Annotated in this window: 11 protein-coding genes; all 11 read right to left on the reverse strand. The window is 41.5% G+C overall.

The window, feature by feature from the left end:
- Nucleotides 1-96: 96 nt before the first annotated feature.
- The 11 genes from LVD15_RS01590 to LVD15_RS01640 all read right to left on the reverse strand — a co-directional run bounded on the left by LVD15_RS01590 (nucleotide 97) and on the right by LVD15_RS01640 (nucleotide 14440).
- The gene (locus tag LVD15_RS01590) at nucleotides 97-894 is read right to left on the reverse strand and encodes a rhamnogalacturonan acetylesterase (protein ID WP_233778543.1); all 798 of its coding nucleotides are present in this window, start codon (nucleotides 892-894) and stop codon (nucleotides 97-99) included.
- A gap of 3 nt (nucleotides 895-897) precedes the next feature.
- On the reverse strand, nucleotides 898-1638 hold the full coding sequence (locus tag LVD15_RS01595; protein WP_233778544.1) for a rhamnogalacturonan acetylesterase: 741 nt from the start codon (nucleotides 1636-1638) through the stop codon (nucleotides 898-900).
- Between the two features lie 6 nt (nucleotides 1639-1644).
- Nucleotides 1645-3375, reverse strand: a complete 1731-nt coding sequence (locus tag LVD15_RS01600; protein WP_233778545.1) for a glycoside hydrolase family 28 protein — start codon at nucleotides 3373-3375, stop codon at nucleotides 1645-1647.
- 15 nt (nucleotides 3376-3390) lie between these two features.
- Nucleotides 3391-4650, reverse strand: a complete 1260-nt coding sequence (locus LVD15_RS01605) for a DUF4861 domain-containing protein (RefSeq protein WP_233778546.1) — start codon at nucleotides 4648-4650, stop codon at nucleotides 3391-3393.
- 6 nt (nucleotides 4651-4656) lie between these two features.
- A complete protein-coding gene (locus LVD15_RS01610; protein ID WP_370687392.1) occupies nucleotides 4657-6306 on the reverse strand; it encodes a glycoside hydrolase family 43 protein in 1650 nt (549 codons plus the stop codon).
- 9 nt (nucleotides 6307-6315) lie between these two features.
- Nucleotides 6316-6954: a pectinesterase family protein gene (locus tag LVD15_RS01615; RefSeq protein WP_306416966.1), complete on the reverse strand. Its 639-nt coding sequence runs from the start codon at nucleotides 6952-6954 to the stop codon at nucleotides 6316-6318.
- Nucleotides 6863-8605 (reverse strand): pectinesterase family protein, encoded by a 1743-nt coding sequence (locus LVD15_RS27060; protein WP_306416827.1) that lies wholly within the window; start codon nucleotides 8603-8605, stop codon nucleotides 6863-6865. The genes LVD15_RS01615 and LVD15_RS27060 overlap by 92 nt, the downstream gene beginning before the upstream one ends.
- A 5-nt stretch (nucleotides 8606-8610) precedes the next feature.
- Nucleotides 8611-9933 (reverse strand): glycoside hydrolase family 88/105 protein, encoded by a 1323-nt coding sequence (locus LVD15_RS01625; RefSeq protein WP_233778547.1) that lies wholly within the window; start codon nucleotides 9931-9933, stop codon nucleotides 8611-8613.
- Nucleotides 9930-11237 carry a pectate lyase family protein gene (locus LVD15_RS01630; protein ID WP_233778548.1) on the reverse strand — a complete coding sequence of 436 codons (1308 nt, stop codon included), beginning with the start codon at nucleotides 11235-11237 and terminating at the stop codon, nucleotides 9930-9932. The genes LVD15_RS01625 and LVD15_RS01630 overlap by 4 nt, the downstream gene beginning before the upstream one ends.
- A 5-nt stretch (nucleotides 11238-11242) precedes the next feature.
- Nucleotides 11243-12733 (reverse strand): pectate lyase family protein, encoded by a 1491-nt coding sequence (locus LVD15_RS01635; protein WP_233778549.1) that lies wholly within the window; start codon nucleotides 12731-12733, stop codon nucleotides 11243-11245.
- Between the two features lie 72 nt (nucleotides 12734-12805).
- Nucleotides 12806-14440, reverse strand: coding sequence for a DUF4957 domain-containing protein (locus LVD15_RS01640; protein ID WP_233778550.1), 1635 nt, complete (start codon nucleotides 14438-14440; stop codon nucleotides 12806-12808).
- Between the last annotated feature and the right edge of the window lie 10 nt (nucleotides 14441-14450).

A 14450-nucleotide genomic window follows, 5' to 3' on the forward strand; every position in this document is an offset into this window, starting at 1 on the left:
TACTAGGGCATGATAGACATGCCACTATACACAATTTTATTAACCATATACCATTTTTATCAAAACCCATATTTTACATTTTCTGATTTCAATCTCTTAAAATGATTTATTCTCCCAATGTATTTTTCGCAAACCATCAAGCACCAACTGAGCTACCGCCTTAGCTCCTTCTGGCTGAAAATGAGTATTATCGTTTTGCCCTTCAGGGTAAGCTTCATATTTTCCTGCTGGTAAATTCATAAAATAATGCTCAGAAACATATTCCTGACCCTTTTTGCTAAAAGCATCCATAGAGAGCTGATTAAGATCTATAAGCGGAACATCATATTCATTAGCCACTTCTTTAGCAGCATCAGGGTATTCTCCATGTACATTTTCCAGGTGCCCATTCTCCCAAGGATAGTTACGACAAACGGGAGTCAACACTATCGGAATGGCCTCTTTCTGTAAAGCCTGCTCTATGTAAAGGCGCAAAAACTCCTTATAGCCCTCGATATCTACATACCTCTCCGGCTTGTTTTCCGCAGCATCATTATGACCAAACTGCATAATGACTACATCATTTTTCTTTAACTGCTTGTAGATACTCCTCCACCTACCTTCCTGAAAAAAGGTTCTTGTGCTTCTGCCTCCTCTGGCTCTGTCATCTACCACAGCACTATCGGCCTTTATAATGGAAATGCTGCTTAAGCTATCAGCAGTAACATAAGGCTGAAAAACTTGCCCCCAGCCCGTAACCGGATATCTGGTTTTCATATAATCTTTCCCTGGATCATAGTTATCAGCGTAATTAGCCACTGTAGAATCTCCAATAAGATATATATGCACTACCTCATCCTTAACAAAAAGCCACTGAGGCACTAACATTAAAATGAATGCTATACAAAACTTCATCTGCTATTCTTTTAAATACGAGGCCAATTCAGGCACATTCTTTTTAATCTCAGAAGCCACCAGATCGGCCACTCTAAAGGCTCCATAGGGAGACAAGTGAGTGTCATCATCTCTGCCTTCTGGCAATGACGGGTATTCTCCCGGTTTTATATGTAAGAAAAGCTTTTCAGAGCCTTCTTCTCCATAAGCCATCAGCAATGCTTTGGTTTCTCGCTGCATATCTAGCAACGGCACTTTCTCACTCTTAGCCACTTCCCTCACCACCTGAGGATACTTACCATGAGACTCCACAAACTCTCCTTGCTCATTGAATTTCCTTCTCACTATTGGGGTGGCTAAAATGGGCTTGGCTCCCTTGGCTCTGGCATCAGCTATGTATTTTTTCAGGTTAGCGCGGTAAGCATTATCAGGATCTGCATATCGAGTAGGATCATGCTCTTTCTCATCATTATGCCCAAACTCTATAATTACGTAGTCTCCCGGTTCTATTAATGACAAAACCTTATCCCAACGGCCTTCATCCATAAAGCTTTTAGTGCTTCTGCCGTTAACCGCATGATTATCAACCTGTATTCCTTCCTTAAAATAGAGCGGAAAAACCTGTCCCCATCCTTTTTCAGGATTACCATCTTTATAAGGTTTATCGGCCACCGTGGAGTCTGCTACCAGAAAAATGGTAATATCATTTCCTTGCCAAAGGATACTCAAAGGCATTAAAAATATTAACAGTACAAAGCTTTTCATGATTTTCTATTTTAGCTTCACTGCCTTTTTCTTCACCTCTTTACCTTTAACTACTGACTCTTCTTTCACCTCACTATTAGTAAAGCTTATTTTATCAGAGCTACTACCTATAACGCGGATGGCTTCATTAGATTCACTTTCAAAAGAGAACTTATCTACCGCCACATTAGAGCTATTGTATATGGTAAGGGTCTTCCCTTTTTTATTGATTACTTTAACATTTTTAAGCTCCAGCTGATCTGCATCTATCATGGTAATGCCGCTTTCAGCTTCTAAAAGGGCATTTTCTAACTTCACATTCATGAGTTTCATTTCTGGCAAGCCCTGAAACAGAGCGGCGGTACCAGAACCAGTGGCCGTTATGTTTTTCATGTAAATATTTTTGAATGAAGGCGTTTCTTCTGTCACTGCCACAGCTGGCACTTCTTCCACCGTCATAGCATCTTGTCCTTCTTCAGGTATTGGAGATTCTCCGCCATAAAACATATTGAAACGAATAGCCTCTGTAGGAATATCGATCATATCAATATCAGAGATGTAAATGTTTTCTACCACTCCGCCTCTACCTCTGGTGCTTTTGAACCTTAGGCCAACATCTGTTCCTATAAAAGTGCAGTGAGAAACTTTAAGATTTTTGACTCCGCCAGACATTTCACTACCCACTACAAAACCACCATGACCATGGTAAACCGTATTGTATTTAATGATTACATTTTCTGTAGGTACACCTCGCTTACGACCGTCTTCATTTTTACCTGATTTAATACAGATAGCATCATCCCCTACGTCGAAAGTATTATTATAAATCAGTGCGTTTTTACATGATTCCAAATCTAATCCATCACCATTTTGAGAGTACCACGGGTTACGCACATTGAGGTTTCTTATAATGACGTCTTCGCACATAAGCGGGTGCAGGTTCCAGGCGGGTGAGTTCTGGAAAGTAGGACCATCTAAAAGCACTTTTTTACAATTGATAAAGCTGACCATAACTGGTCTTAAAAAGTCCTTTATTTCTTCAAACTCTGCTCTTGTTTCAAAGGGAGGCACATTGAAATTTTTAGTAAGCTGATTAGCCCTTTCATAGGCTTTTGATGGATACCATACCTTTTCATTATCACTAAGAACCCCTCCGGATTTCACTAAGGCCTTCCATTGAGAAGGTGACATTTTATCTTTCTTTACCGGTCTCCATGATCCTCCAGAACCATCAATAACGCCTTTACCTGTGATGGCAATATTTTCAAGATCTCGGCCTGAAATAGGAGATTGGCAACGATAAGTTTCTAGTCCTTCAAAGCTGGTGCCTATTACCGGATACTTACTTTTATCTTCACTAAAAACTATGAGTGCGCCCTGCTCTGTATGTAGATTTATATTGCTTTTAAACTCGATAGGCCCCGTAATCCAAACCCCTCTGGGCACTATTACCTTGCCTCCTCCCTGCTTGGCTACTGCTGCAATAGCTTTAGCAAAAGCTTCAGTATTATCAAACAGGCCATTACCCATAGCTCCATAATCAGTAATGGATACTTGGTTATCAGGAAAAGTGGGTTCATTGACCTTAGGCATATCAAACTCTACATGATCATAGAGATCTTCTTCTGTTTGAGCCTGAACCAAGGTATTATTGGTAATGCATATCACCCCCACTAACAGTAGATTAATCATCCGCCGCCCCAGGCAACGGATGATTAAAGGAGTGTATGAAGTATGTATTGAAAGTAGTCTAATCATGAGGTTAACAGTATTTTATTGTGTAATAGACACCTGCACCGGCTTAGCCAGCTCAGCAGCGGTATCTTTCAGATATTGAAGAAATTCTTCTTCTGTGGTAATGCCTCCGCTCTCTTTTTCCCAGGCTGCTAAAAAGTAATAATCAACCTTTTTGCCTGTAGGCTTTAGCGTAACTATATGACTGAACTCATCTTCTTCAAAACTCATAAAATCACTATTAGAGAATAGCACTGCTATACCCAGGTTATCCTGATTTAAGCTTTGAGCGCCATACGTGGCCAGGTATCCCCAGCTATTGGCATCTCCTTCTGAAGAAAACAGTTTAGTGCCCTTATCTTTATGCAGACCTGTAGCTATGTTATCGAGTTCCTTTTCTAACTCCAGATGCTCTTTTGAAAGGCGCGTACCCGCATGTATACTAATTACAGATTTCAGATCAAGGTCTTTATCTGCTATTTTCCAGCCATAATAATCGGTTTGAATTTCAGAATACACAGCGCCATTTTCGGCTATTTTGCTAATGATGCTATCTGTTTCAGCTACGCGCATGGCTTTGCCGTCTTGGAAAGTAGCAATAGAACCCACTCCCAGTGATTCTCCCACTTTAAGCACATCCATGCCCCAGTCATTAAAATTATGGTAAGAATCAAACCCTTCCTGCCCTACATGCTGCAGCTCCATACCTCTTCCTGTTTTACCAAAAACGTCAGTAGCATTTCTCCAATCCAGGTAGAACCTATACCCGACAAGATCAGACTCCCAACCCGGACCTTCGTAGCGGATATACCAAGCATGATCGGTATGCTGATCTGGTTTTCTCAGGGAATCTACATTTTTGAAAGTTCCACCTACATACTCCTTACCTTGCCATTCTCCGCCTTCTTTAATAGAGAGCTCAGCTTGTGTTCTCTTGGTATAATCATGAGATCGGGTGCCTTCTTTATCATACTCTACAGTATATTTTTTCTGTGCGCTTGCTGCCAGATCATCAATAACAAAGGCTAAGCCTTTAGCTCCCTTTTCATTATATTGAGAGGGTATTTCTGTTTCACCATCCATAACCGTGAAGGCTGCATGGTTAAAATCTGATGGTAGTTCATTCTCTTTTACCATTACCAGCACACCTGTTCTGGCAGCTGCAGTAGGGTTAGTAACATTCACGGTAAATGAAAGCTCCTTTTTCTCCTCTTCAGTGGTCTCCTGGCTCTCTTGTTTTGATGCGTTATTACAGCCAAAAAGCACTATAAACGATGCTAATATCAAGTTCTTTTTCATAGATAATTATTTTAAGGGTTTAACTCGGAACCAATCATAATTGGCATATCCTGAATCGTTGATTTTTTCATTTCTGATGGCAAAAATGCCTACTTTAGCGCCAATCCAGCGGCCGGGCACAGCAGTAAACTCTTCACCAACTTCCTTAAACTTCTTACCATTTTCACTGTAACTAAACTTACATTTAGCTCCTTTACTTACTTCTACCCTGAAATAGACCTCATTACCTTTTAATTTGGCTACCTCCTGCGTCTGCTCTTTATTTCCATGCCTTACATCTCTCGCAGTGGCGACTTGAATATAAACACCATCTGCCTTACTTACTAAATTTATATGCGCATAATCTTCTCCCATTACAATAAGACCTGTGCGTTCGTTCTGCAAATCTTGGTTAGGGAAAAAAGTAAGTTTAGTGGTGGCCATAAACTCTCTGGCCGGAAACTTCTGCAAAAGCAGGTTAGGTGAACCCCAAAGGCTGTTAGCCTCTTCAGGCAACTGATCAGTATATAACCTCAGATAGCCTTGTGATGGATTATTAAAAGCCCAGGTAGCTTTAGGATTGGCATGCCACTGCCACTGCAACCCCAGTTCATTGTCATTAAACTCATCAGTATCTGGTGGGGTTTGCTTTGCATACGATTTACCTACATCAGGCTTTTTATGAGTGATAACGGGTTCTCCTTTACCATCATCATCTTTATCAACACCGATTACAGGCCAGTCATTTTTTTGCCATTTCATAGGCTGCAGGTGCACTATTCTGCCATAGGCTTCTCTATCCTGAAAGTGAACGAACCAGCTTTCGCCAGAGGCCAGCTCTACCCAGCCGCCCTGATGCGGGCCATTGATCTCTGTACTGCCCTGATCCATTACTATCTTATCTTCATAAGGACCATAAACATTTTTTGATCTCAGCACCATTTGCCAGCCTGTAGGCACACCACCCGCCGGAGCAAAGATGTAGTAATAGCCATTTCGCTTATAAAACTTGGGACCTTCTATGGTAGGATGTTTTTCATGTCCATCAAAAATCAGAGTGCCATCATCTAGTAGCTTAGTGCCGTCAGGACTCATTTTATTAACTACCAGCACACTCTTAATACCGGCTCTGCTTCCTGCATAAGCATGTACCAAGTAGGCTTTGCCATCATCATCCCACAGCGGACAAGGGTCTATCAGGCCTTTGCCTTCTTGAACGAGCACGGGAGCCTCCCAAGAGCCTGACGGGTCTTTGGTTTTAACCATATAAATACCGTAATCAGGATCTCCATAGTAAATGTAAAACTCACTATTATGATGCCTGATAGATGGCGCCCAAACACCATTCCCATGCTGCGGTGTCGAAAAATGATCAAATGGTGGCTGCCTGTCTAAGCCGTAGCCTATCAGCTCCCAGTTAACCAGATCTTTAGAATGTAAAATAGGTAGGCCTGGCACCGCATTAAAGCTAGATGCCGTCATGTAAAAGTCATCTCCCACTTTGCAGATATCAGGATCTGAGTAATCTGCATAAAGGATAGGGTTTTTATAAGTGCCGTCTCCCTGATCTGCTACCCATACTTCTGATAAAGAAGCATTTTGAGCTATAGCAGTAACACCAGCCATTAAGGTGATGATAAGAGAGAAAGCAGGTTTGATTAATTGATTTAAACGCATAAAATATTCTTAGTTCATTTCATTATTCAGTTTTTCATTAGGATCCCAATCCTTAAATATTTTTTCCAGGGTGTACTTTTCCACCTGATCTTCAGAAAGCTGGTGAGACCATGAAACCCTTGTACCTTCAGCACCCGGGCCTTTTGATTGATATTCTGCATAAAAGGTAGTTTGCTCTGCATCTGGTTTATTCCAGTTATGCCAGCCTTCAGGCTTAATATGCTTGCCCATATCGCAGTTAATAAATACTGTCTGCGCAAAAGGACGCCAAGGCCTGCCCAGGTAAATAGATTGATCAGGAGCACTGCCTGTAAGCTTACAGTCGATAAAAACAAAGCCATATTCTGAATCTTCGAGCGTAGAAGCTGCGGTAATATAGCTTCCGCCTTCTTTGGTGAAAATTTCACAGCCTTCAAATACCACGGTAGACCAGCCAAAAATAAAATCAGTGGTGCCTTCTATGTAGCAATTTTTATAATACTGTCTGCTATTTTCTCCATGAGGGTATAAAGTGTCTTGAAAGCCAAGAAAACGACAATTATCAAAGATCACCTTATCACCATCTACCCGAACGGCTACTGCCTGCCCTACCGGACCGGATGAATTTTCGAAAGTGATGTTTCTGGCCATAAAGCCATCTCCAAACACATAAAAGCCAGAAGAACCAGAAGTGCCTATTTCCTCTCCAAAAGAATTCTTTTTTAGAAGCATAATCATCATAAGTAATTATTGTCTTCTTATTATCTTTCGCTAAAAAGGTAACGTTAGTTTTAGAAGCTGGAAGCACTAATTTTTCTTTATATGTACCTGGTTTTATGAAAATTACAGTTTCATTCCTTCTCATATTAGGAACTGCATCAATAGCACTTTGAATAGTTGTATAATCGCCACTACCATCAGCTGCCACTACAAAATCATACTTATGCACTCCCTGTCCAGCAGTAATATCAGCCACCAGGCTATTGAGGTAAACCTCTATGTTATCATAATCAGCATCTAACTGATGACCCTGCGCATCTGAAGCATCATTAGGATTTAATCCATGTTTACTTTCCCAACCATCAGGCATACCATCTCCATCTGTATCAGGTGAGGGAGGTGTTGCTTTTAACTCAGGCCACCCGCCCACATCATTCTGAGAATCTATAATGCCTGGCATGCCGGTGACAGACCCGTTGTAAGTAGCCTTGCCATCTTTCACTTCATTAACAATGCGCTGATCTACAGCATCTCTTTGTAATGAGGCTCCTGCATATTGCAAGGTGAGATCATAGGCCTTTTCTGCAGGATCTACCGGTAAAGAAGTAGCCGAAAAAGGCCTTGATTGATATACTTGCCGCACGTCTTCACATTGCACGCCCCCTTGCCAGTTATTTTTATTTACCTCAGGGGCACCATCAACATAGTTACCTGATACATAAAATTTACCATAAGGATCAGAGGGATTCACAATGCGCTCCCGCAATTTCTCCGGAGTAGCTGGCCCGGGTTTATAATAATTATTAATGATATTTACTTCGCCTTCTTCATTACCATAAGCGCTATTGCCAGCCCAGTTATAGATAACATTATTGGCATAATCCAGCTTACGATTGGGGATGTCTGTGTCATATTTAGACCCAGAAAAGCGAGGGTTTCTACTCAAATGATTAGCCAACAGATTATGATGAAAAGTAGTATAGTTGCCTCCCCAAATAGCGCCATAACCATGATTTCCTTTATGGTGAGCAGAAGAATTGAGGCTTTCTGACACTATACACCACTGCATGGTAAAATCTTCATTAGTATAAAAAGAAGCGCATTCATCTACTGACCAGCTGATAGAGCAATGGTCTATCATCACATTTTTCTGTTGCCTGCCGCCCATAGCATCTTCTTCCTGTTTTTTTTCATCGCCCAGGCGCACCCTCAGGTACCTGATGATTACATTATCTGCATTAACTGTGAGCGGATAGTTTTTTATACAAATGCCATCTCCAGGCGCACTTTGGCCAGCGATGGTCACATCTCCATGATTAATATCCAATCGGGACTTGAGAGCAATGGTGCCAGAAACATCAAAAACTATAATTCGCGGTCCGGCGGCCTCAATAGCTGCTCTAAAACTTCCTTTGCCATGATCTTTTAGGTTAGTCACTTTTAGCACCTGCCCTCCCCGGCCGCCTGTAGTAAAACGTCCATAACCCTCTGCTCCGGGGAAAGCGATTACCCTGGCATTGCTCTTGCCGGGCTTATCCGTAGCAGAAAAACCTGCTGAACACGTAATTATCAACAATACGAAAAACAAAAGTCTATTCATGTTATTTACATTTTGCTATTCATCTGATCATACCAGAGCGAGGCCATAATAAAAGGGCCTACCGCCTTGGGGTCATTATCTCTTTTAGTTTCATTGATATAATACTCATAAGTACCGCTACGGTACGGATCACCCCCCAAGCCAGCTACTGCGCATACATTGGTGATATTGATATGTCCTTCTGCATCTTCTTCTATAAACTCTTTTAAGATGCCTTGATATCCTTTTAAGCCTGCTTCTTCATACTTAGAATCAATATATCCTTTACTCACCCCTTTTAATAAAAAGTAAGTAAACATGCTTGAGGCCGAAGACTCCAGATAATTACCTTCTTTTTCGCCTTTATTAAGCACCTGATACCATACACCAGTTTGTTCATCTTGAGACTTCACTATGCCCTGCGCCATTCTGTCTGCTACCTGAAGTATCATATCTCTTTTAGGATGATCTTCAGGGAAATAGTCCAGCACATCTACCAAAGCCATAGCTAACCAGCCCATGCCTCTGCCCCAGAAATTTTCTGACAAGCCGGTTTCTTTATTGGCCCATTTCTGCTCTCGACTTTCATCCCATCCATGATAGTAAAGGCCACTTTCTTTATCATAATTATGCTTATCGATAAGGTAAACCTGATTAGCCACATCATCTAAAAGCTGAGGTTCATTAAAATTAACTGCATACTTGGCTAAAAAAGGAGATCCCATATAAATACCATCTAACCACATTTGATGTGGGTAACGCTTTTTATGCCAAAAACCACCTTCAGAAGTTCTGGGGTGATCTTTCATTTGGCTACGAAGCGATTCAATGGCTATTTTATAATTTTCCTGTCCTGTTTCTTTGTATAGGTCAATGAGAAACTTACCAGGATTCACTCTGTCAATGTTATAATCAGTAAGCTTATAGGTTTTAATTTCGCCTTCTTTATTGATCATAGAATCAGCATAGGACTTAGCATAATTAAAGAACTTTTCTTCTCCTGTTTGCTTCCATACCTTGAGCATGGCAGAGCAAATAAGGCCATTGGTATATTCCCATTTAGGCTTAGGCCTGAAGTCAAGATATTGCTGATCAGGAAATCGCTTCATTTCAGACTCAGCCATAAGCACAGCCATATTCTTATGCTCTATTTTCACAGGTTGCACTTGGCTGGAATCCTTTTGACCAGCATCTTGAGACGACTCTGACCTTGATCCTGAGCAGGAAGCTATTACCACTAGAGCGAGACTCAAAAAGGCAATTGATTTTAATTTATAAAGACTATCAACAGGCCTGATGAAAAGGACTGTTCTCATAAAATTCAATATAGTAGGAAGTAGGTTTTTCATTTCACGAGTTCATTTAAATATATTTCTACATTGGTATAATCATTATTAAGACTAAAAATAGCGCCGTCACTACTATCATCAGGGTTCAGGTGATGCTCCTTTTCCCAGGTATCAGGCATACCATCTTTATCACTATCTGTAGGGGCTTTTGTGGCTTTTAGCTCAGGCCAGCCTCCCACCTGCTGTGGTGTATCTATAATTCCATTTCCATAGGTAGCAGTACCTGTCTTTACTTCTTTCACTATTCGGGAATCAATAGCATCTCTATGTAAGTTGGCTCCTGCATATTGCAACACGGAAGCATAAGCCTCTTCTGTAGATTCTTCGCATTCCAAAGTCATTACTTCGAAAGGTACATTAGCCTTAGCAGCTTGAGGATCATCACACTGTACTCCGCCTGACCAGTTATTAGAACTCACCTTTTCATCATTGAAAATCAGGTTTCCTTCCACATAGAATTGTCCATAAGGCTCACTGGGGTTTACGATTCTATTGATCACCGATTTCTTGGTAGCAGGACCGGGCTTGTAATAGTTATTCACCATATTATACTTCCCTTTTTCCCCTCCGTAAGCACTATTATGACCCCAGTTATAAATGACATTATTTCTGAAGTCCACTAACTCATCTGGAGTGTTAGGAGTAGAGGCAGAGCCACTGAAGCGTGGGTTTCTACTACTATGGTGTGCTAATAAGTTATGGTGAAAAGAAGCGCCTTTTCCTCCCCATATGCCTCCATAACCATGATTTCCTTTATGATGAACTGATTTATTAAGGCTTTCGGAAATAATGCACCACTGCATGGTAAAGTCAGTATTTCCGTAAAATGAAGCACACTCATCAGTAGACCAGCTCATGGAGCAGTGATCAATAATTATATTTTTATGCCTGCGTCCGTTAAAAGCATCTTCTTCAATTTTTTTATCTGTTCCCAGCCTCAATCGCAGGTAACGAACAATGACATTGTCAGCAGAGATTCTCACCGGATAGTTCTTTATACAAATACCCTCTCCCGGTGCCGACTGCCCTGCTATGGTTATATCTCCATTATCTATGGGCAATTCTGATTCTAATGCTATGGTACCAGACACCGCGAATACCACTATTCTGGGTCCTTTGGCTTTAATCGCTTCTCTGAGACTGCCTTCTCCTTGATCATTAAGGTTAGAAACTACTAATACCTTACCGCCTCTGCCACCAGTAGCATGTTTTCCAAAACCATCAGCTCCAGGAAAAGCTAAAGTCTGAGCTTCGCACAAAACAGCTAAAAACACGCCGAACAAAGGCATAAGATATAATTTCATAGCCCTCATCTATTATTCTGATTAGTAGTAATATCTTTTACCAGGCTATTCAAATACACTTCTATATTTTCATAACCGGTACTTAGGTCATGACCATTAGTATCTTCAGAGGCAGGATCAAGCTTCATAGCTGTTTTCCACTCATCAGGCATTCCATCTCCTGAGGAATCAAGCGGAGGCTCTTGGGTGTTAAGCTCAGGCCAGCCGCCTGCATCACTTTGAGTATCAATAATGCCATTGATACTGCCATTAGACCCTTCATAGGTGTAATCTCCATTGGCTACATCATCCAATATCACTTCATCTAGCGCATCTCTTACCAGAGAAGCTCCTCCATAAGCCAATACATTTATATAAGCTTGCTCAGCTGAGTGGGTGGTAACATTATTTTCAATGTCATGAGGTGTATCGAGTCTCATTCCCGCCTTATCGGCTTCAGAAACTTCGCCATAACTATTATGAAATTGATTATAGACGCCATAAGTCCAGTTATCTGCTGTAGCCTCTGGGCTTGCGGTTAAGTGATTACCATCAATGTAAAACTTACCCCAGATGTCATACACCTCGGTACCTTCATTTTTGTTTTTATCTATAGAAATGATCCTATCGTTTTTAGATGAAGGCGTGGCCGGACCAGCCTTATAGTAGCAGTTCACTATATTCACATTCATAGCCTCACCGCCATAGCAGCTATTGCCCACCCAGTTATAGATTACGTTATTCCTTAAGTCTACCAGATCAGTAAGCGCGAATGCCTTACCGGCTTCCTCTCCCAACCGAGGGTTACGGCTATCATGGTGAGCCAGCAGGTTATGATGGAAAGAGGCCTTTTTGCCTCCCCAAATACCGCCATAGCCATGAGAACCTTTGGCGTGCACTGAGTTTCTGAGGCTTTGCGCCATGATGCACCACTGCACAGTGGTATTTTCATTAGCATAGAAAGACACACATTCATCAGTAGACCAGCTCATGGAGCAATGATCAATAATTATATTTTTATGAAAACGCCCTCCCAAAGCATCACCTTCGGCCTGGGCAGTATCTCCCATTCTGAAGCGCAGGTAGCGAATGACAACATTATCGGCATTTATAGTAACAGGATAATTACGAAGGGTTATACCATCTCCCGGAGCGGTTTGTCCGGCTATGGTTATATCTCCATTTACTATCTTAAGCTCACTGCTTAGCGCAATAGTGCCTGAAACTTTAAAAAGCACATAACGTGCACCTGTTTTGCCTATGGCTTCCCTTAAGCTACCGGGGCCGGCATCATTAAGATTGGTAACGTAGACCACTCGTCCACCTCTTCCTCCGGTAGCATTCATACCAAAACCTTCAGCACCTTCAAAAGCAAAAGCCTGTTCTTCAACAGGTGTAATCACCTCCTCTTCGGGTTCATCTGGAGTGGGGTCTGCTTCACTATCTGAGTCTCCACAGCCTGGCAGCATAATCAGACTCAGAAATAAAATATATATGGTTAGAAAACTGAATTTCATATCATGATGATTAGTAAAGTAAAAAGAAGCGTGGCCGCTACAGCCACACTTCTCACATGAGAAACTAAACTATTATTCTGGTCTCCATCGAGGGTCTCCCGCGCTATTGCTGGCAGCGAAGCCTGAGGCCTGGATGCTATAATCTAATGCCTCCCTATCAGCCCAAAGGTCATCAGCAGAACCACTAAAAGTGAATGCAGGAAAGCCAGGAATTTCATCAGAAGAAAATGCAAAATCAGAAGTAACCCAGGTATTCACCACATTGAAGGAAGTAGAGGCTAAACCTTCAGTACCTCTGACAGCAAAAACTTCACCTCCAGCCATATTCCAGCCGGGTCCCCAAATGGTATTGCTTATTCTAATACCTCCTAAAACATTATTTTTTCCATCTCCTCCTCTCCATCTAAACATTTGCCTTCCTTGCTCAGGAGCTTGGTCTATGGTACAGCTCTCTATAGTAATGGAACCGGTGGTGTTAGTACGGCTAGCCAGGAAGTACTGTGTTTTTGAGAAGGTGGAATTGGTAAGCCAAACATTATGCGCTTGCCAACCATCAGTGTCTACATAGAAAACACCATACCCGTTAATACTATCTGCTACTGAATTTACTATTGAATAATCCTGAATAGTACCTGTGCCGCCTTTAATACGGGTAATACCTCTTAAAGAGTGTATTTCACAACCATCAAATTTTATTTCACCAAGCGATCCATCCTGGTCGATATTGAATACATAGCCTCCTCCAAAATCTCCCTGGAATCTAATGTTTCTGAAAGTGATTGAATCTATGGTTGCACCTGCTTCTATGTTATAGTTTGAGCCGCATTCTATGATAGGTAATGAAGGAGTAAAACCATAACCACTAACCAAGAGCACTGACTTACTAAAAGCATATCCTCCTGCCTGATATATTTTGCCTGGTTCTAAAATAATTACGGCTCCATTTTCTACATCAGTGAGGGTATCATAAAGTATGAGGTCATTTTCAATACCGGAAAGATCATAGACTGGTGCATCTCCGAAATCCAAAGCGGGCTTGGTTTCATACACTTCCCAACCTCTGATCGTATCTTCAGAGTATATGGCTATTTGATACTTCGTATCTGGAGTAAGCCCTGTCACTACCGCTTCGTTAATATCCATTTGCTCTTCAGTTAGGTCAATATCCTGCAATGGTGAGGTGAGCCGCAAATCTTGACCGGCAAACACCTTCACGTTCACTATAGGATCTCCTGCTGTAGACCAGAATACTCGAGCCCTGGTATCAGTAACATCAAACTGCAAGTTAGGAGTACCTTGAGGACCTGGGAATTTTTTAGTCTTTACACTTCCTAAATCTGAAGGTCTACTATCATATTGTGAATCTGCCGCATGCGCTGTAGCACGCACCTGATAATAGGCATTCCACAATAATTCTTCCCCTACCAAGCTGGAATTTATCTCCATATAGCTGGTATCAGATTCGAAGGTATAATCAATGGTTTGAAATGTATCTCTACTGACTTCCATAGTGTAGGATACCGCTTGCCTGAGTGAACCCATATTTACAATTATGGTATTCCCTTCAGTATATAAGTTCTCATTCAAAACCGGCCTAAAAAGACGGGTTCTCTCGAAATTTTCATCATCGTCATCACAGGCATTGAACAGCATAACTATCAAGGCCAGTAGTGAGCATATTTTAGATATATTTATCAATTTTTTCATAACCTTTTCA

The organism is Fulvivirga maritima (genome assembly GCF_021389955.1).
GTDB classification, from domain to species: Bacteria; Bacteroidota; Bacteroidia; order Cytophagales; family Cyclobacteriaceae; genus Fulvivirga; species Fulvivirga maritima.